Source organism: Microbacterium sp. 1S1, from assembly GCF_008271365.1.
Taxonomy (GTDB): Bacteria; Actinomycetota; Actinomycetes; order Actinomycetales; family Microbacteriaceae; genus Microbacterium.
In genome coordinates this window covers 1138625-1157378 of the sequence record NZ_CP043430.1, presented here as the reverse complement: position 1 = coordinate 1157378, position 18754 = coordinate 1138625, and the positions used below count along the sequence as shown (strand labels likewise).

The following is an 18754-nucleotide window of genomic DNA, read 5'->3' as shown; positions in this document are numbered from 1 at the left end:
GGCTCACGTGTTCGCTGCTCGCCCAAACGCGAGCGAGTCGAGAAGCGATGAAGGCCTGACCAAGATCGCACTGCCGACTCGCCACTCACGTCAGCGTCGCGGATTGTCGAGCCCGTGGACTTCTCAGAGGAGCTCGCTCACCAGCTGTTCGATGCGGCCACGGATATCGTCGCGGATGGGCCGCACGGCGTCGATGCCCTGACCAGCGGGGTCGTCGAGCTTCCAGTCTTCGTAGCGCTTTCCGGGGAAGAACGGGCACGCGTCGCCACACCCCATGGTGATCACGACGTCAGAGGCCTGCACCGCCTCGGTGGTGAGGACCTTGGGCTGCTCGGCGGTGATGTCGATACCAAGTTCCTGCATCGCGTCGACGGCGGTGGGGTTGATCTGATCCGCAGGCATGGACCCGGCCGAGCGAACTTCGATACGGTCGCCAGCGATCTCGCGAAGGAACCCGGCCGCCATTTGCGACCGTCCGGCGTTGTGAACGCAAACGAAGAGGACGGAAGGCTTAACGGTGGTGTCAGTCATGTTTGCTCCTGAATGGGCGGTAGAGGGGTTAGAGGAGAAGGTCGTCCACGAGAACATGGACGCGTGCGGCGATATCGTCACGGATCGCTTCGACGCCTTCGCGAGACGCGAGAGCGGGGTCACCCACCGCCCAGTCGTCGTACCGAACGCCGGGGATGATCGGGCAGACGTCCCCGCAGCCCATCGTGACAACCACATCTGCCGCACGCACCGCGTCGTCGGTGAGCGGCTTGGGATACCGGTCAGCGGCAATGTCACCTTCGATGTCCGTGAGCAGCGATCGGACGTGGGGGTGGATGACGTCCGCGGGATTCGACCCTGCGGAACGTGCAACGACCTTACCGCCGCTGATCTGATTCACGAGTGCTGCGGCGAGCTGGGAGCGTCCGGCGTTCGCAACGCACACGAACAGCACCTGCGGGACGGAGGCGTCGCGGTCCCTGGTGAGGTCAGCGAGGCGCTGCCGGGCGAACCTCTCGGTCAAGGGGATCAATGCAGAGGTGACGCGAGCAGTGCGGGCAAGGGACGTGTACGACTCGCGGACGATGGTGAGCACCACGTCGGCGTCGATCTCCGGGATCTCGTCGGCGAGCTCGTCAGCAAGATGAGTCACGCGCGCGTCGAAGTCGGGTCGTGTGTTTGCGTCCGTGCGCTCAACGCTCCACGGCTCACTCACGGTCGCGGGCGCGAACGAGTCCAGGAGTGCGGTGACCGCGCCGCGGCGGTTCGGGTTGATGCGGTACCAGACCCAGGTGCCGCGCCGCTCGGAGACGAGGACATCCACGTCTTTGAGGACTTTCAGATGGTGCGAGACGGTGGGCTGGGAGACGTCGGCGAGTTCGGCCAGGTCGCACACACACGACTCTCCGCGGGGGTCGGAGGCGATGGCGGACAGCATGCGCAGTCTGAGCGGGTCGGACAGCGCTTTCAGCGTCGCCGCAACCGAAGTGGCGGCGTCGACGCCGATCGCGTGGGTGGCGACGGGACTGCAGGTGTCGCCGGTGGTCGTCAGCGTGACGTTCATGGCTACATCCTTTCAGCGGTGTACGGGTTGGTGTGGAACCAGCGCCGGGCCGCCCACAGGGAGACGTAGACGAGTCCGACGAGCACGGGGACCTCGATCAGTGGGCCGACGACGCCGGCGAGGGCCTGACCGGAGGCGGCCCCGAAGGTGCCGATGGCGACGGCGATGGCGAGTTCAAAGTTGTTGCCCGCGGCCGTGAACGCCAGAGCGGAGGATCGGGCGTATCCGAGCCCGAGCGCCTTCCCGGTGAACAGTCCGATGAACCACATCACGGCGAAGTACGCCAACAGCGGCAGGGCGATGCGGGCCACATCCCACGGCCGGTTGGTGACCTGCTCACCCTGCAGGGCGAACAGCAGCACGATCGTGAACAGCAGGCCGTACAGCGCCCACGGTCCGATCTTCGGAAGGAACGTGTCCTCGTACCAGTCGCGGCCCTTCGCACGCTCCCCGATCAGGCGGGACGCGAAACCGGCGATCAGGGGGATTCCGAGGAAGACGAGCACGTTGAGTGCGATCTGCCAGATCGAGATCTCCAGTCCCTGCGAGTCCAGTCCAAGCCATCCGGGGAGCACAGTGAGGTAGAACCACCCGAGGAGGGAGAAGGCGATGACCTGGAACACGGAGTTGATGGCGACGAGGACGGCGGCGGCTTCTCGGTCACCGCAGGCGAGATCGTTCCAGATGACGACCATCGCGATGCACCGGGCCAGGCCCACGATGATGAGGCCGGTGCGGTACTCGGGGAGATCGGGAAGGAACGCCCAGGCGAGGGCGAACATCAGTGCCGGTCCGACGACCCAGTTCAGTGCGAGCGAGGAGATGAGGAGCTTCTTGTCGCCGGTGACGGCGGCGACTTTGTCGTAGCGGACCTTCGCGAGGACGGGGTACATCATCACCAGCAGGCCGAGCGCGATCGGCACGGAGATGCCGCCGACTTCGATGTGGGCGAGGAGCTCGGAGACGCCAGGGATGAAGCGGCCGACGAGGATTCCGGCGACCATGGCCAGTCCGATCCACAGCGGCAACCAGCGGTCGAGGGTCGACAGGCGGCGGGTGGTCGTTGTGGGGGTGGGTGCGGTTGCGGAGCTCATGCGAGGAGCGCCTCCATCTTCTCTGCGATTGCGGGCTTGGCGTGGGCGCCGATGAGCATGTCAACGCGCGCACCCTGGTTGTAGAAGACCAGCGTGGGGATCGAGGTGACGCCGATGGCGGTCACCGTGGCCGGGTTCTGGTCGGCGTCGAGCTTGACGATCTTGACCCGGCCGTCGTACTCGACGGCGAGCTGGTCCAGAAGTGGGGCGATCTGCTTGCACGGACCGCACCAGGTGGCCCAGATGTCCACCACGACGGGGATCTCGGAGTCGGTGACGTCGTTCTGGAATGTGGCGTCGGTGACCACGATCGGGACACTCATGCGAGGACCTCCTGGGCGTCGAATGCGGGCGCGGTGTCCGTGAGGGCCGCGAGGTAGTGCTGGGCGTCCTGGGCGGCCGCGCAACCCGTGCCGGCTGCGGTGATGGCCTGCCGGTAGGTGTGGTCGACCAGGTCGCCGGCGGCGAAGACGCCGTCGAGGGTGGTGCGGGTGGACGGGTGGGCGACCCGCACATACCCGTCAGCGTCCGTGTCGACGGAGCCTGCGACGAGCTCGGAGCGCGGGTCGTGCCCGATGGCGACGAAGACCCCTGTCACGGAGAGTTCGCGTTCCGCTCCGGAGACCGTGTCGCGCAGCGTGACCGCCTCGACCTTGTCCGTCCCGAGGATGCCGGCTACTTCGCTGTTCCAGGCGACGTCGATCTTCGGGTGCTCGAGCACCCGCTGCGCCATGATCTGTGAGGCGCGGAACGTGTCGCGACGGTGCACCACGGTGACCTTCGACGCGAACCGGGTGAGGAACAGCGCTTCCTCCATCGCCGAATCGCCACCGCCGACCACGACGATCTCCTGGTCGCGGAAGAAGAAGCCGTCGCAGGTCGCACACCAGGAGACCCCGTGACCGGTGAGACGCTCTTCATCGGCCAGTCCGATCTTGCGGTAGGCCGACCCCATGGTGAGGATCACCGCACGCGCCAGGTAGGTGTCGCCCGATCCGGTGCGCACCGTCTTCACCGGCCCTGCCAGGTCGACCGAGACAGCGTCGTCGAGAAGGATGCGGGCGCCGAAGCGCTCGGCCTGCGCGCGCATCGACTCCATCAACTCCGGACCCTGGACACCATCGACGAAACCGGGGAAGTTCTCCACCTCGGTGGTCGTCATGAGCGCACCGCCCGCGGTGACGGAACCGGCCAGCACGACCGGGGCAAGGCCCGCCCGCGCCGCATACACCGCAGCCGTATAGCCGGCGGGCCCGGATCCAATGATGATCAGCTCAACCTCTTGAATCGACATGCGTCTATATTGACACTTATCGATACAACGTGCAAGCCTGGTGTCACGCCAACGGTCCGGCGGGCGAGCGGCCCGCCGGAGGAGAGAAGGATGACGTGACAGACCCTCAGACCGTGCTGTTCATCTGCACACACAACGCCGGACGCTCACAGCTGGGCGCGCACCTGCTGGCCCGGCATGCTGGCGATCGACTGATCGCAGACAGCGCCGGCGTACACCCCGCTGCCGCGATCAACCCCGCGGTCGCCGCGTCTCTCGACGAGCTCGGCATCGACACCTCAGCGGCAGTGCCGCGCGCCGTCACCCCGGACGACCTCGCGAGCGCCGATGTGGTGGTACTGATGAAGCCGGGCTTGGAACTACCCGGGCCAGTCTCCGGTGAGGTCGTGCAGTGGGAGTTCCCTGATCCTGCGGACTGGTCCGTGGACAGCGACGCCGTGCGAGAACTCCGTGACGCTGTCGACCAGAACGTGCACGCCTTGGCAGCCCGACTGCTGGAATGACCGCCGGCGGGGTCAGCACCCCGTCTTGTAACGAGTATGCACGTAGGGAGCCCGTCCATCACGGACGGGCTCCCTCTTCCGGTGTTGGGTCGACTACTTGGAGCCGTATCCGACCGGGTTGCCCAGCGACGGCGTGCGGGGTGCGCAGGCGCAGTCGGACAGGTCGAGCTCGAGTTGGATGGTGACGGCGAGCGGGGTGCCGTCGCGGGGGTCTTCGATCGTGACGTTCTTCTCGATCAGCTGGTTGGCCATGTGAGTACTCCTTGGGTTGATTGCGCCCCGCGGGGCGCTGGGTGGTGGCTCGAGCTGCCGGTCAGCCGACGGCGACGCGGGTGGGCTCGAGCTGGATGACCGGCGCCGCGCAGCAACTGCTTCCGGCCCCGTCGAAGTCTCCGGATCCGCCGCAGACGCCGGTGTCGGGAAGGATGAGCTCGTTGCGCTCGGCTCCTGCATGATCGCCCGCGAGGTGCGCGGCGACGCTGCGGACTTGCTCGAACCCGGTGAGAGCGAGGAAGGTAGGGGCGCGGCCGTAGCTTTTTGCGCCGACGATGAAGAAGTCTGGCTCCGGCTGGGTGAGGTCGCGGGCCCCGGTGGCGCCGATCGATCCGCAGGAGTGGACGTTCGGGTTGATCTCCTCCGCGATCCCGGCGACCGCCTCCAGCGACGCATCCAGATCGATGCGCATCTCCGACAGGATGCTCACATCGGGACGGAACCCGGTCAGCGCGAACACCCGGGACACCCCGTCGACCTCCTTGCCGTTCTCCGCGACGATGCGCAGCCCCGCCGCCTCGTCGTGGAACTCGGCGACGCGGAAGCCCGTCACCACGTCGACAACACCGGCTTCGATCACCTTGCGCGCTCGAGTGCCCAGAGCTGCACGCTCGGGCAATTCATCGCCCGCTCCACCACCGAAGACGTTGCCCGTCGTGCCGCGACGCAGCAGCCACGTCACCCGGGTGCCTGGGGTCGTGCGCGCCAACTCGCTCAGCCGGAGGACGGCATGCACCGCGGAGTGCCCGGCACCGATCACGACCAGGTGCTGCCCCGCACACGCGGAGACATCCTCCGGGATGCGGTATGAGATCCGTGCGGCCGCGGCCCGCTCGCCGAGCGCGGGCAGCCCGTCCGCCCCGGCAGGGTTCGGGAGCGCCCATGTGCCGCTGGCGTCGATGACGGCGCGCGCGGAGATCCGACCTTCTGCCCCCTGCGTGTCCCGGGTGTGCACGATGAACGGCTGCCCCTTGCGGCCGCTGTCGACCATCAGGTCCCGGCCTTTGCGGGCGACACCGGTGACGGTGGTCGAGTAGATGACGCGGTCACCGAGGACGCGGGCGAGCGGGTCCAGGTAGCCGGCGACCCATTCGGCTCCCGTGGGGTAACCCGAGTGCGGTGCGGTCCACCCGGTCGGCTCCAGCAGACGCCGCGCGGCCGTGTCGGTGAGTTCCGGCCAGCTGGAGAACAGGCGCACATGTCCCCACTCGGACACCGCAGCAGCTGGTCCATCGCCTCGCTCAACGACCGTCACGGCGATGCCTCGCTCCGTCAGGTGGGCGGCCGCAGCAAGCCCTTGGGGGCCGGCGCCGATGACTACGACGGGAAGCTCGTTCATCACATCTCCTCAAATCGAAAAACTTCAATATGAATAGCCTGCTCCTCCTATCGAAGTTTGTCAATGCGTGCGATACTGGTGTCATGAGTCTTCCTGCCACCCTCGACACCTCGACGTCCTGCTGCGCCCCTCGGGTGACAGCAGCGATCACGGTCGAGGACGCGGAGCGCGTCGCACGGGTCTTCAAAGCGCTCGGGGATCCGACACGGGTGCGCCTGTTGTCGCTGATTGCCGCCGGTGACGGTGGGGAGGCGTGCATCTGCGACCTCACCGCTCCGGTCGGACTGTCGCAGGGCACGGTGTCGCACCACATGAAGCTGCTCGCCGACGCGGGGCTCGTCACCCGCGAGCAGCGAGGGAAGTGGGCGTACTTCGCGATCACCGACGGGGCGCTGGACGCCGCCGCGGACACTCTTCGTTCGGTGTGACCGCTCGGGCCGCGGGCTCCCGGTTCGGGGGTCGGCTTGTCGCGCTGTCGCTGGGTCAGGTCATCAGCTGGGGCATTTTGTTCTACGCGTTGATCGTCGCCTCGCCCGCGATCGCGGACGAGACAGGGTGGCCCGTGGTGCTGGTCACATTGTCGTTCTCGGGTGGACTCGTTGCTTCGGCGATCGCGGGCGTCGTTGTCGGGCGCTGGCTCGACGAGCGTGGGCCTCGGATGATCATGACCGTGGGAAGCATCGTCGGTGCGGGTGGGCTGGTCATCGTGGCGGCCGCGCCGGATCTTGTCGTGTTCACGGCGGGGTGGATCGTGGCGGGGACCGCGCAGGCCGCGGTGTTGTACCAGGCCGCGTTCACGGTGATTGCTCGCCGGTACGGAGACCGCCGCCGGGGTGCAATGACGATCCTCACCCTCGCGGGAGGATTGGCGTCGACCGTCTTTGCTCCCCTCGTCGCCATGTTGCTGTCGATGATGGATTGGCGGTCGGTGTTTCTTGTCCTCGCCGTCGTCCTCGTGGTGACGACCACACCGTTGCATTGGTTCTTCCTCGAGTCGTCCTGGCCACCCGTCATTCATGGTGCATCGGCCGATCACCACACGGTGGCGAGCGTGGTGCGCACGCGACGCTTCTGGATGCTCGAGGCGTCGATGCTCACCCTGGCGGCGGCGCTGTTCAGCGTCACACTCGCAATCATTCCGCTGTTCACTGAGAAGGGGATGACGTACGAGCTCGCCGCATGGGCGCTGGGGCTGCTCGGCGCCGGCCAGGTGATCGGCCGACTGCTGTATGTCGCCGTCCCACACACCGCCGCACCCTGGGTGGCGTTGGCGGCGACGGCAGGGCTGAGCGCCATCGGGCTTGCTCTGATCGCGATCGTGCCCGGCCCGCCGTGGCTGCTCATCAGTATCGGCGTGGGGGTCGGAGCCGTGCGCGGTGCACAGACGCTTGTGCAGGGCTCTGCCGTCGCTGACCGGTGGGGCACCCGGAACTACGGCTCGATCAATGGTGTCTTCGCCGCACCGATCACGGCGATCGGTGCGGTCGGTCCCGCGCTCGGCCCACTCATCGCGGTGGCGACGGGGTCGTACTCCGCCATGGCGTGGGTTGCTGTGGGGTTCGCCGGGCTGTCACTCACCTTCGCCCGCTTCACCTGATCTCTCCGCCCCGTCGATGCCGTCCGCCTCCAAACTGCGCGACGTATCGGCGTGGGCGGGGATCGTCGATCCCGCTGCGCGGGTTGACGTGCTCCACGCTTGGGTAGCGATCTGCACCGCATCCCAGGGGGAGCCGAGCGGCGGGGTATAAGACAGGTCGAGGTCGCTGATCGCATCTACGGACATGCTGTGGTGCAGTGCGGTCGCGAATGTATCGACGCGCTTGGAGATCTCGGCGCTGCGCGATCCGACCAGTTGCGCGCCGAGGAGACGCCCCGATTCAAGGTCTCCGGTCACACGGATATGGATCGGGGTGGCGCCTGGGTAGTAGCGCTTGTGGTCGTCGGCAGTGACGGTGTGGCTGTGCGGCCGATGCCCCGCGGTCTCGGCTTCGTGATCGCGAAGGCCCGTGCGTGCAGCTACCAGGTCGAACACCTTCACGACCTGGGTTCCCAGGCTGCCGTGGAATCGCGCATCGGCGCCGACCGCGTTCGCGCCCGCGACGCGCCCTTGTTTGTGCGCGGTCGTGCCGAGCGGAAGATACGTGTCGCCGAGAAGGCGATGACGGGTGATCACACCGTCCCCGCCCGCCCAGATCTGCGGAATCCCTGTCTGCATCCGTTCGTCCACGATGACGGCGCCGCCGGCTCCGGTTCGTGCCCCGATTCCGGTGAGGAGCTCCACATTGGGGCGCACACCCACCACGACGAGGACCAGCTCGGCGCGACGCACGAACGGGGCACCGTCGCGGGTGCCCTGGACCGCAAGGAGCCCACTGTCGCGACCGATATCGTGCACCTGCATGCCCGTTTCCACCGTGACGCCATTGCGGTGGAGCTCGTCGCGCACGAGCGCTCCGAGCTCCGTGTCGAGGGTGGAGAGCACCTGGGGTCCGCGTTGCAGCTGCGTGACCTGGAGTCCGCGGATGGTGAGCGCTTCGGCCATCTCGAGGCCGACGTACCCCGCGCCGATGATGATCGCCGTCGACGGTTGATGCTCATCGATGTAGCTCTCAAGAGCGAAGGTGTCACCCATCGTGTGGAGCGTATGCACACCGTCCGCAGGCCCGAGCCGGTCGGTCCCGTGGATACCCGCCGTCGACGCGGATGCACCCGTCCCGACGACGAGCGCATCGTAAGGAATGGCGGACCCCGCTCCATCGCTGGTCCGCACCGCGAGGGTGCGGGCGTCGACGCTGATGCCTGTCGCGAGCGTGTTGGTGCGCACCTGGAGGCCGGCCGCTTCCAGATCGGCGAGCGTGCGATGTGCGAGGGACTGCCACGGTTGCACCTCCCGCGAGAAGTAATAAGGGATGCCGCAGATGGAGAAGTTCGGGTACGCATCGGCAACGACGACCGTCACATCAGCGGATTCGTCCACCTCTCGGGCACGGAGCGCCGCGGAGATTCCCGCGTCGCTTCCTCCGATCACGACCAGGTGCATGTGAGTCCTTTCTGTCGAGATCTCGCCGCCCGCGAAGCCTTGACGACGCGCGACATCCGCGCACCTGATCATCGCGTCGATCACGGCACGATCCGACACCCGGGCGGGAAGATCAACGAACCCTTTCGTCGCCGTTCACCTCACGTTCATATAGATAGCCTTCTATAACTACGTCGGATAGACAAGCATCTATGTGAAGCGGCGACTCGGCTGCTTCATCCCTCGAATACCTGAGATGAAGGAAGCACACGTGCGAAAGTCCACAGCACAGATCTTCGCGTCCACCGCATTGGTCCTGGTCGGGGCACTAGCCCTGAGCGGGTGCGGCGGGCAGCCCTCCGGTGGTGACACCTCTGGATCCGGCGCGAGCGGGGGCGGACTGACCGGTTCGGTGAACACCGACGGTTCGTCGACCGTCGCCCCGCTGACTGAGGCCGCCGCTGACCTGTTCCGCGATGAGGAGAGCGGCGTGAACGTCTCGGTCGCGACGTCGGGTACCGGTGGTGGCTTCAAGACGTTCTGCGCCGGCGAGACGGATGTGTCCAACGCGTCGCGTCCGATCAAGGACGAGGAAGCTGCGGACTGCGAGGCCGCCGGCATCAAGTACACCGAGATCGTCGCCGCCAACGACGGCCTGTCAGTCATCGTGAACCCGGAGAATGACTGGGCGGAGGACTTGACCGTTGAGCAGCTCAACCTGATCTGGGGGCCGGAGGCGGAGGGCAAGATCACGAACTGGAACCAGGTCGATCCCAGCTTCCCCGACCAGGCCATCACGCTCTTCGGCGCCGGCACCGACTCGGGCACGTTCGACTACTTCACCGAGGAGATCAACGGCGAAGACGGTGCGATCCGCACCGACTACAGCCCCTCCGAAGATGACAACATCACCATCCAGGGCGTTGCGGGAGACGTCGGCGCGATCGGGTTCCTCGGCCTCAGCTACGTCGAAGAGAACGAAGGTGTCGTGAAGGCAGTCGCCGTCGACGGCGTGATGCCGAGCACCGAGACCGTGCAGGACGGCACCTACACCCCGCTGGGTCGCCCCCTGTTCATCTACGTGAACAACGCCTCGTACGTCGACAAGGAGCAGGTGAAGTCGTTCATCGACTTCTACGTCGCCAACTCCGCGGAGATCGCTGAGCGTGCACTGTTCGTGCCGTTGACCGAGGACCAGGTCACCACCGCCACCGACGAGCTCGCCTCGCTCGGCTGAGCACCGCACGCTCCATGACCGCCATCATTGAACGGCGTGGGGGTCCGGCTTCTGGCCGGGCCCCTGCCCCCGCCAGCAGTTTCGCCGGCCGCCGCCGCCCCGGCGAGTTCCTCATCAAGCTCGCCCTGCGCCTGGCTGCAGCCGTCACCGTCGTGACGACGGTGGGGATCCTCATCGCGCTGCTTATCCCGTCGCTGAGCTTCTTCGCCGAGGTCCCGGTCCTGGAGTTCCTGTTCGGCACCCGGTGGGCGCCACGCTTCGCGGACGCGTCGTTCGGCGTGCTGCCTCTGGTCACCGCGACCTTGTGGACCACGCTCATCGCGCTGCTCGTGGCGGTGCCGTTCGGGCTCGGGGCTGCAACGCTGCTCGCCGAGTACGCCCGCCCCCGCGTCCGCAAGGTTCTCAAACCGTTGCTCGAGATCCTCGCGGGCATCCCCACGGTCGTGTATGGGTTCTTCGCCCTGCAGTTCGTGCAAGGCACCGTCCTGCGGGACTGGCTTCACCTTCCAACCGGGGCGTTCAGTGTTCTCGCGGCGGGCCTCGTCATGGGTGTGATGATCATCCCGACGATCGCGTCGATCGCAGAAGACGCCATGTCCGCTGTCCCGCAGGCGCTCCGCCAGGGCAGCGCCGCGCTCGGGGCGAACCGGATGCAGACCACCCTCCGCGTCGTGTTCCCCGCCGCCCTGTCCGGGATCGTCGCGGCCGTCGTACTGGGCATCTCCCGAGCGGTCGGCGAAACCATGATCGTCGCCATCGCCGCCGGCAACCAAGCGCAACTCGTCACCAACCCGCTCGATCAGGGGCAGACGATGACGGGATTCATCGCCAACGCCGCGCTCGGCGACTCCCGGGTCGGGAGCCTCGAATACAACACCCTGTTCGCGGTCGGGCTGCTGCTGTTCCTCATCACCTTGCTGATCAACTTCATCAGCATCCGTTTCGTCCGCCGCTTCCGGGAGGCCTACTGATGTCCCCCACCTCGACGACCGCGACGCAGCCGTTGCGCGCTTCGGCCCCCATCGCGACCGGCCGCAACGGTGAGATGCGCCCGAGCGCACTGGCGTTCCTGCTGCTGTTGTGGCTCTCCCTGTTCGTCGCGTTCGCGGTGCTCATCACCCTTCTGATCACGATCTTCCTCACCGGGCAGAACAAGCTCTCCACGGCGCTGCTGTTCAACTTCCCCTCCGCCGACCCCGACGAGGCCGGAGCCCGGCCCGCCATCCTCGGATCCGTGTGGGCGATCGGTGCGACCGCCGTGATGACACTCCCGCTCGGGATCGCCGCCGCCGTGCACCTGGAAGAGTTCGCCGACCGGAAGCGGTGGTTCAACCGGTTCATCGAACTCAACGTGCAGAACCTCGCCGCAGTGCCCTCGATCGTGTACGGGCTCCTCGCGCTCGCGTTCCTCTCGATGCTCGGCGTCACCAACAAGAACATCGTCATCGGCGGGGCGTTCGCCCTGACACTGCTCATCCTGCCGGTGATCATCATCGCGACCAGAGAAGCACTGCGCGCGGTCCCGCGAGAGATTCGCGACGGATCTCTCGCACTCGGCGCCACACAATGGCAGACCACGTGGAGACAAGTGCTCCCCGCATCCGTTCCCGGGATCGCAACCGGCTCCATCCTCGCGCTCTCCCGCGCACTCGGGGAGGCCGCCCCGCTGCTCGTGCTCGGCGCGCTGGTGTACATCACCTTCGACCCGAACGGGCTCCTCAGCGGCTACACCACGCTGCCGATCCAGATCTTCAACTGGACCGGCCGCCCGCAAGAAGGCTTCCACGAACTCGCCGGCGCCACCAGCATCCTGCTGCTCGCCGTCCTCATCCTGATGAACGCGCTCGCGATCTTCATCCGCAACAAGTTCCAGAAACGGTGGTAACCATGAGCACTCCCACAGGCAGCGCCGCGACAGCGACGCACACGAACTTCCATGCCGCCGAAACACGACGGCTCGCCGCCACCCCCAGTGGCCTGATCCGCTGCGAAGACGTCAACGTGTACTACGGCGAGTTCCGGGCCGTGACCGGCGTCAACCTCGAGTTCGGGCGTAACGAGATCACCGCGCTCATCGGCCCCTCCGGATGCGGAAAATCAACGCTGCTGCGCTCCCTGAACCGCATGAACGACCTCGTCGACGGTGCCCGCGTGGAAGGCACCGTCCTCTTCCAAGACGAGGACATCTACGCCAAAGCCGTGGATCCGATCGAGGTCCGTCGGCGGATCGGCATGGTGTTCCAAAAGCCCAACCCGTTCCCGAAATCGATCTACGACAACATCGCCTACGGCCCTAGGGTCACCGGGATGAAAGTCGACAACATGGACGACCTCGTCGAAGAGGCACTGACCCGCTCCGCCCTCTGGGGCGAAGTGAAGGACAAGCTCAAGCAATCCGCGTTCGGCCTCTCCGGCGGTCAACAGCAGCGCCTGTGCATCGCGCGGACGATCGCTGTACAACCCGACGTGATCCTGATGGACGAGCCCTGCTCCGCCCTTGACCCGATCGCCACGTCTCGGATCGAAGACCTCATGCACGAGCTTCGCAAGGACTACACGATCATCATCGTCACCCACAACATGCAGCAGGCAGCGCGCGTGGCCGATCGCACCGCATTCTTCACCGCCCTCGCCGACGAGAGCACCGGTGACCGCACCGGCGTGCTCGTCGAATACGACCTCACCCGCAACATCTTCGAACAGCCACAAGACCAGCGGACCGAGGACTACATCAGCGGACGATTCGGATGACCGACACCGGCAGGGATGGGAACCCGCGGTTCGTGCTCCACGGACGCGGACCCGACGTACTGCGCGGGAGCTTTGCCGAGTTCCGCCATGCGGGAGTCCCCGTTACCGTCCACGCAGAAGTCGTCGAAGCGCTCGCTGACCTCGCGCACGACCATCACGCATCCCTCGTCCTCGGCAGCGGAGAACCATTCGAGAAGCTCGCCGCGATCATCCAGATCGCGGGTCCCGTGTGCGACGGTGCCCTATTCCTGGGTATCTCCGATGCGACGGAAACCGCGACAATCGCAGCGGCGATGAGTGCCGGAGTGCGCGGTACCGTCCGACTCCCCGTCACCCCGGACCGACTGCGCGAAGTGTCACGGCTGCATCCACGATCCGCCCCTCCAGATCGCACACTGCGTATCGGGGAATTGACGCTCGACGTCTCGCACAGAAGCCTGCGCTGGCAAGATCACGCGCTGCTGCTACCCGCACGAGAATTCGAGCTGCTGCATCAGATCATCCGCGCCTACCCAGACAGTGTGAGCATCGACGCTCTAGCACTTTCCTTCGGATCCGACCTCGAAGATCCCCACGCCTCAGTGCGGGTAGCAATGACAAAACTCCGCTCGCGACTGGCCGCCTTCGCACCAGCACAGGCGCTGATCGAAACTGTCCGCGTCGCCGGCTACCGGCTCGCCTCCTGAGCCTCGATGCCCAGTTCCTGAAGAAGGTCAAGAACCCGTGAGCGGACCTCATCACGCACGGCGCGAAGACCGACATCATCGAGCTCGAGCGGATCGGCGAGATCCCATTCCATGTAGCGTCGCCCGGGGAAAATCGGGCACGAGTCGCCGCACCCCATCGTGATGACGTAGTCCGCCGCACGCACGACTTCATCCGTGAGCGGTTTGGGGAACTCGCCCCACAGCTCAACCCCGACTTCGCTCAGCGCCGCAGCCACGCGAGGATGCGCTGTGTCCGATGGAGCAGACCCGGCGGTGCGCACGTGAACACGTCCGCCCGCGAAATGCCGCAAGAACGCCCCCGCCATCTGCGACCTCCCAGCGTTCTGCACGCAGACGAATAGCACCTCCGGGGTGTCCCGTAGTACCAGGCCTTGGGCCGTGGCGAGAGCGTCTAGGCGGTCCGCGGCGTACCGCGCCGTCATCGTCAACAGGTGCTCACGGACCCGCGTCCGTTGGCTCAGCAGCCGATAGCTTTGAGCGACGTATCCTGCGACCGTTTCTCGACTGAACGTAGAACTGAAGCGATACGCGAGGTCTTCAACCACGGTGCCAACCGCACGAGGAAGCGCCATCACGGGATTCTCTGGGGATCCCGCTGTCAGAGAATCGCTGCTGAGCAGACGTCCGAAACGCACCCACGCGTCGATCGTTGGCATCCATGCATCGCTCTTCTCGCGCCGGATGAGACCGGCCATCTGCAATGACCTGAGCGCTTGATCGACACCGGTGGAATCGATACCGAGTTCGCCGGCAAGGTCAGATTCGTGCATACCGGATGCCAAGGCGCTCAGGGTGCGCAGGGTCTCGGGGTTACCGAGTACTGCGACCTGCACCGCGCGATCCCGAGCCGCCTGCTCGTCGAGTGGTCGCCCGACACGGTGCGTGTGCTTCTCGCTCATCGGAGAAAATCTTCGACCGCGGCACGACGCTCGGGATGGACGGAGATCCATCCGAGCTTGCCATCCTGCACCCTCGTGACGAACCCGTCATCAAGGAGTATCCGGACGTGGTGCGTCACCGTTGGTTGCCGCAAACCGAGCATGTCCGCCAGCTGCCCGACAGTCGCACGTTCGTCCGCGGATCCCAGAATGATGCTCAAGATCTGCAGGCGAGTCGGGTCGGCGACAGCTCGCAGCGTGCGGGCAAGTTCCTCGGCCGCACCGCGCTCGAGCGCACCTCCGAGCCGAGGCTTCGGTGCAGGCTGAGCGGTCACGGCATGATTCTAGTTGCCGAACGTTGCGTGCTTCTCAGCTGTGCTTGTGCTTGAGTCGTGCGCGACGGCGGTGTGACTACTTTGCGAACGTGTCGCCTCGAAGCTTCGACGCGGCGTGCAACCGGAGGAGCTCGATACTGAGGGCGGCGCTTGCCGGGCTGCTCTGAGACAAGCTCTTCGCGGCAGCTGCAAGGGCGGGGCGAGCGGCGTCTCTCTCAAGGGCAATCAGCATGTCGACCGAGACTCCGAGCGAACGTCCCCGCCAGACAGCACCAGGCGTCTGCAGTTGCTCGACAAGGAGTAGGACCTCCGCGCCTGGGTTGGATGCCCGGGCGAGAGCACGTGCGAGGATCGCCGCATCAGCGTGGATCGGTCCGGGTTCGGGTCTAATGTACTTCCGACCCTCGGTCAACGTCGTTCGTGCCTGCTTGGCGAGATCTGACATACCGGTGCGATTGTCGCTCAATGCGCGGGTGGCAAGGTTGGACGGGTTCTCGCGGCTGAGCTCGTGCAGGGCATCAAGCACGATGGCGTGCTCTCGCTCGCTTTGTTCCAACGCAGTCGCCAGAAGGTTCGCAACGCCGGCCGGCATGCCATCAGCGAGATCTGCGAACTGGTTCACAGCGGCGCTGAGGAGTTTGCGTCGTGTCGCCGGGAACTCGATCCCGAAGTTGTCTAGGTAGAGGTCGCCAGCGAGGCTCGCGCCGAGGGCTGTGATCGGCGACTCGGCAGATTGAATGTCGTATCGAACGACGATGTCGATGACGTCATCGATGAGGTGCTCTCGACGCTTCAGCAGGCGTCCCGCCGCGAGCAGCCACGTGTTGCGCCAGTGACTCGATGGAACGAGTTCGCGCAGGTTCTGCAAGACGACCTGTTCGTCACCATCGGTGATCGCGCGAGCCGCCATATATTCCTGCAACGATCGCACTTCGAACTCGTACTTCGATGTCTTCGGAGAGACGAGCATGACCAGTCGTTCCGTCGAAAGTTTGAGGAGGGTCGTCGCGATCGACTCCGATTCACTCTCTTCGAATCCGGCCGAGCTGAGCCGGTGGCGAAGAATACGCGAGATCTCGGATTTCGTGAGGACAGCGTCCGAGTTCCCTGGTCGCTCAGTTCGTGCCTGCAACTTGAGCCCGGCCTGCTCGTGAAGATGGTCGATGTGGGGGCGCAGCGACTTCAGTTCCGTGAAGGCTTCGCTTTTCGCCAGTTCACGGTCGTAGACGACGCGATAGTACCGGTCGAACAGCTCGAATCGATCCGTCGGAAGGTCGACTGCCTCTTCAGCGAGAGCCGTCATGATCGTCACCTGCAACGGTGTGGTCATCAGTCGTTGCGTGACTCGTTCGTGGACCGCCGTGATGAGCCTTTGTGCAACCTGCTCAGCGAGGTCTGGATCATTGGCTGCCCGCAACGCGGTGAGAGCTTCCGAGTAGCTGATCGCTTCCGTCTCGGTGAGTTCAGACAGGGTGATCTGCGTGCAGGGAAACGCGTCGTCGAACTCCCGTCGATACCCCTGTGGGCGTGTTGTGGCGACGAAGAGCACGTCCGCCTTCTCCGAGCTCAGCTCGCTCACCAGCGCTGTGACCGCCTCGATGAGCCGGCTGCGGATCTTCGCGTCAGGCACCTCATCAAGGCCGTCGAGCACGAGGCATGACGGCCAGGTGCGCAACCAGTCCAGCAACGCACTCGGGTCCGACTTCTTCCCCCGAATCAGTATGGAATCGGCGATGTAGGTGAGCAACGAAAACGTCGACGGGGAGGATGCGATCACGGCCCCCGCCTTCGCCAGTTCGATCACGAACGGCCATCGACGTTTCTGCGGGTTCGGGATACCCGCCTTCCTGAGCCGTGTGTCGAGGCCATCGAAGGCGCGCTTAGCCCTCTCGCCGTACTCCTCGACGTTCGTGTCAGCGAGGAAGGCGACACGATACGTGTGGGCGATCACTTGGGCGATCGTGCTCTTGCCCTGACCCGGGCCTCCGACGATGACCACCCCATGGGGCCCACGGCCGGCGGTGGTTGACAGGTGGAGGTCGCCGATGCGCACCGTCTCGGCGGCGGTCATCCTCCGCGACTGGCCTTCCGCGTCCGCGGTCACGCCCGCCGTGAAGGGCAGATCGATTGCAATGTCCGCGAGTGTCACTTTCGACGCATCGTTGTACCCCGCATCGCCCGTTCGAACCCATTGCCGGTTGATCAGCTCGGCGACGGCGTGCCCAGCGAGCCGATCCGCCTCGAGAGCCGTCTTCTCGGGGAGCAATTCGGCGACTTGCGCAAGAAAGTCGCCGGTGACGATCTGCTCTAGGTATCGCTGTCGAATAGACGTGTGGGTGTCGAGCATGACGCGAATCTCGTCGTAGTCCCACACGTACCATCCACGCAGCCCCAAGTCTTCTGCGTTGGCGGCAAGAAGCTGGTCGAACTGGTCACGACCGCCAGTGTCTTTCGTCCCGGTCAGCACGACGTTGGTGGAGAAAAGCAGGTACTCCGGCGTCTTCTCGCCGACCCTCTTCTTTACGAGCCAGCCACGCAGCTCGGAGCGGACCTCGTCAAGGAACCACCGCCAGTCAGCCGTCGTTGAGACCGGTTTCTCGTTGTACTTCATTTGAATGACGCCGTAGCCATCCCATTTCGCGCCCGCCCCGACCGGGAAGTCGACGCGGCCGTCGAACGTAGCGTCGCGCTGCGCGTCCCTACCTGAACCAAACGGCCTGACACCATTGCCCAACTCAGCCTTCGCGAGCGCCTGGAGCATGTGCTCGAATTGCTGCCAGCCCATTCGGTTGAGGTTGTAGTGGCCCACGAAGTCCTTCCGGGTCAACGTCGACGCCGAACAGGCGCTCCAGTGACATTCTGCACCAGTGCTGTTCTCCCATCCGGTTGAACCAAGCAAGCAGAGGCGTTCGATAGCGTCGGGGTTCTCTTGGGTAGCGAGCGAACGCGCCCCAACCAGACCCGCAGGCGCGCCCGGGCCCAGCAGACGACGTCTGCGATCTCGCCGACTGTCATCGGCTCTATGGGATGCGCGCCGTCGATTCCCCGGGAGACCTCCCCTTCCAGCGGAGGCTCATCTACGCTGTCGCACATGGATGAAACCAAAGGCCAGCCACGAACCCGCCCTTGGCAGGCACAGCCATCCACCGATGCGATCGCGGCGTTCGTCGACGCCGTCGGCCGGTTGAACGCGGACGGGGACTTCATCGTTCGAGCGCTGACTGACCAGCTCCGCGCAGAGCGACCGATCGCGGATCAGGAAGAGCTGACTCCGCAGGAGGTCAGCTATCTCATCCAGTCCAAGGCGTTCACGCCAGAGTCGCTCGAGGCGACATCGATCGAAGTTGCTCGCGGGGGTCTTCTCGCGAGTGTAGCGAGCACTCTTCTGACGAGCGTGCTCCAGACCGTATCTGCTTCCGCAGCCGCTGGCTTCTTGCATATGGACGAAGAGTCGCTCTTTGCTGCCGCCGACCGCGGCGAGTTGTACATGGTCGATGTTGCACAGTCCCGGCGTTTTCCGTCGTGGCAGTTCAGCCTCTCCTCGCCGGGGAAACTCCTACCGCACCTAACCGAGATCATCGACATCGTAAAAGACAAGGGATGGATGTCGGTATCTGCTCTGATGGCGACGCCGCAGTCGACCATGGTCACCGACGGTCAGCACAGCCCTGTGGAATGGTTCAGGCGTGGCGGCGACGTAGCAGCTCTGGCCCGGATTATCGAAGGTCAGAAGTGGCGATAGAGCTCG

Annotated in this window: 20 protein-coding genes; 9 read left to right on the top strand and 11 right to left on the bottom strand. The window is 65.4% G+C overall.

The window, feature by feature from the left end; genetic code table 11:
- Window positions 1-123 precede the first annotated feature (123 nt).
- The 5 genes from FY549_RS05765 to trxB are packed head-to-tail and all read right to left on the bottom strand — an operon-like array spanning window position 124 to window position 3943.
- The gene (locus FY549_RS05765; protein WP_017201945.1) at window positions 124-531 is read right to left on the bottom strand and encodes an arsenate reductase ArsC; all 408 of its coding nucleotides are present in this window, start codon (window positions 529-531) and stop codon (window positions 124-126) included.
- A gap of 28 nt (window positions 532-559) precedes the next feature.
- A complete protein-coding gene (locus FY549_RS05760; protein ID WP_067122911.1) occupies window positions 560-1555 on the bottom strand; it encodes a metalloregulator ArsR/SmtB family transcription factor in 996 nt (331 codons plus the stop codon).
- A 2-nt stretch (window positions 1556-1557) separates the two neighbouring features.
- Window positions 1558-2649, bottom strand: coding sequence for an ACR3 family arsenite efflux transporter (gene arsB / locus FY549_RS05755; protein ID WP_149084210.1), 1092 nt, complete (start codon window positions 2647-2649; stop codon window positions 1558-1560).
- The gene (gene trxA / locus FY549_RS05750; RefSeq protein WP_067122905.1) at window positions 2646-2972 is read right to left on the bottom strand and encodes a thioredoxin; all 327 of its coding nucleotides are present in this window, start codon (window positions 2970-2972) and stop codon (window positions 2646-2648) included. Before trxA ends, arsB begins: the two co-directional genes overlap by 4 nt.
- Window positions 2969-3943 (bottom strand): thioredoxin-disulfide reductase, encoded by a 975-nt coding sequence (gene trxB / locus FY549_RS05745; RefSeq protein ID WP_149084209.1) that lies wholly within the window; start codon window positions 3941-3943, stop codon window positions 2969-2971. Before trxB ends, trxA begins: the two co-directional genes overlap by 4 nt.
- Before the next feature lie 95 nt (window positions 3944-4038).
- Here trxB and FY549_RS05740 point away from each other — a divergent pair, with 95 nt between their 5' ends.
- Window positions 4039-4446: a low molecular weight phosphatase family protein gene (locus FY549_RS05740; RefSeq protein ID WP_067122899.1), complete on the top strand. Its 408-nt coding sequence runs from the start codon at window positions 4039-4041 to the stop codon at window positions 4444-4446.
- A 93-nt stretch (window positions 4447-4539) separates the two neighbouring features.
- On the opposite strand, the gene FY549_RS16470 is transcribed toward FY549_RS05740, so the two are convergent.
- Both FY549_RS16470 and FY549_RS05735 read right to left on the bottom strand, forming a co-directional pair.
- Window positions 4540-4698 (bottom strand): hypothetical protein, encoded by a 159-nt coding sequence (locus FY549_RS16470; RefSeq protein WP_157560284.1) that lies wholly within the window; start codon window positions 4696-4698, stop codon window positions 4540-4542.
- Between the two features lie 61 nt (window positions 4699-4759).
- Complete coding sequence (locus FY549_RS05735) at window positions 4760-6058, bottom strand: FAD-dependent oxidoreductase (RefSeq protein ID WP_096713912.1); 1299 nt, start codon at window positions 6056-6058, stop codon at window positions 4760-4762.
- 83 nt (window positions 6059-6141) lie between these two features.
- Here FY549_RS05735 and FY549_RS05730 point away from each other — a divergent pair, with 83 nt between their 5' ends.
- Both FY549_RS05730 and FY549_RS05725 read left to right on the top strand, forming a co-directional pair.
- Window positions 6142-6486 carry an ArsR/SmtB family transcription factor gene (locus tag FY549_RS05730; protein ID WP_017201964.1) on the top strand — a complete coding sequence of 115 codons (345 nt, stop codon included), beginning with the start codon at window positions 6142-6144 and terminating at the stop codon, window positions 6484-6486.
- On the top strand, window positions 6483-7655 hold the full coding sequence (locus FY549_RS05725; RefSeq protein ID WP_082914535.1) for an MFS transporter: 1173 nt from the start codon (window positions 6483-6485) through the stop codon (window positions 7653-7655). Before FY549_RS05730 ends, FY549_RS05725 begins: the two co-directional genes overlap by 4 nt.
- Here FY549_RS05725 and FY549_RS05720 read toward each other — a convergent pair.
- On the bottom strand, window positions 7629-9098 hold the full coding sequence (locus FY549_RS05720; RefSeq protein ID WP_149084208.1) for an FAD-dependent oxidoreductase: 1470 nt from the start codon (window positions 9096-9098) through the stop codon (window positions 7629-7631). The two genes, FY549_RS05725 and FY549_RS05720, sit on opposite strands and share 27 nt — an antisense overlap.
- 250 nt (window positions 9099-9348) lie before the next feature.
- Between FY549_RS05720 and FY549_RS05715 the strand changes: the two genes are divergently transcribed.
- From FY549_RS05715 to FY549_RS05695, 5 genes are read left to right on the top strand one after another with little or no spacing between them, the layout of a single operon-like run.
- The gene (locus tag FY549_RS05715) at window positions 9349-10314 is read left to right on the top strand and encodes a PstS family phosphate ABC transporter substrate-binding protein (RefSeq protein WP_259614096.1); all 966 of its coding nucleotides are present in this window, start codon (window positions 9349-9351) and stop codon (window positions 10312-10314) included.
- Window positions 10315-10328: 14 nt separating this feature from the next.
- On the top strand, window positions 10329-11285 hold the full coding sequence (pstC, locus tag FY549_RS05710) for a phosphate ABC transporter permease subunit PstC (RefSeq protein ID WP_017201968.1): 957 nt from the start codon (window positions 10329-10331) through the stop codon (window positions 11283-11285).
- Window positions 11285-12199 carry a phosphate ABC transporter permease PstA gene (gene pstA, locus FY549_RS05705; RefSeq protein WP_061016800.1) on the top strand — a complete coding sequence of 305 codons (915 nt, stop codon included), beginning with the start codon at window positions 11285-11287 and terminating at the stop codon, window positions 12197-12199. The genes pstC and pstA overlap by 1 nt, the downstream gene beginning before the upstream one ends.
- Before the next feature lie 2 nt (window positions 12200-12201).
- Window positions 12202-13065: a phosphate ABC transporter ATP-binding protein PstB gene (gene pstB / locus FY549_RS05700; RefSeq protein WP_200838810.1), complete on the top strand. Its 864-nt coding sequence runs from the start codon at window positions 12202-12204 to the stop codon at window positions 13063-13065.
- Entirely contained in the window at window positions 13062-13751 is a 690-nt protein-coding gene (locus tag FY549_RS05695) for a transcriptional regulator (RefSeq protein WP_061016798.1), read from the top strand. Before pstB ends, FY549_RS05695 begins: the two co-directional genes overlap by 4 nt.
- Here FY549_RS05695 and FY549_RS05690 read toward each other — a convergent pair.
- From FY549_RS05690 to FY549_RS05680, 3 genes are all read right to left on the bottom strand, one after another.
- Window positions 13733-14692, bottom strand: a complete 960-nt coding sequence (locus tag FY549_RS05690) for a three-helix bundle dimerization domain-containing protein (protein ID WP_231728787.1) — start codon at window positions 14690-14692, stop codon at window positions 13733-13735. The two genes, FY549_RS05695 and FY549_RS05690, sit on opposite strands and share 19 nt — an antisense overlap.
- Entirely contained in the window at window positions 14689-15006 is a 318-nt protein-coding gene (locus tag FY549_RS05685; protein WP_061016796.1) for an ArsR/SmtB family transcription factor, read from the bottom strand. The genes FY549_RS05690 and FY549_RS05685 overlap by 4 nt, the downstream gene beginning before the upstream one ends.
- Window positions 15007-15082: 76 nt before the next feature.
- The gene (locus tag FY549_RS05680) at window positions 15083-17833 is read right to left on the bottom strand and encodes an NACHT domain-containing protein (protein WP_149084206.1); all 2751 of its coding nucleotides are present in this window, start codon (window positions 17831-17833) and stop codon (window positions 15083-15085) included.
- 264 nt (window positions 17834-18097) lie between these two features.
- On the opposite strand from FY549_RS05680, the gene FY549_RS05675 reads away from it, so the two are divergent.
- Window positions 18098-18748 (top strand): hypothetical protein, encoded by a 651-nt coding sequence (locus FY549_RS05675; RefSeq protein ID WP_061016790.1) that lies wholly within the window; start codon window positions 18098-18100, stop codon window positions 18746-18748.
- Window positions 18749-18754: the final 6 nt, after the last annotated feature.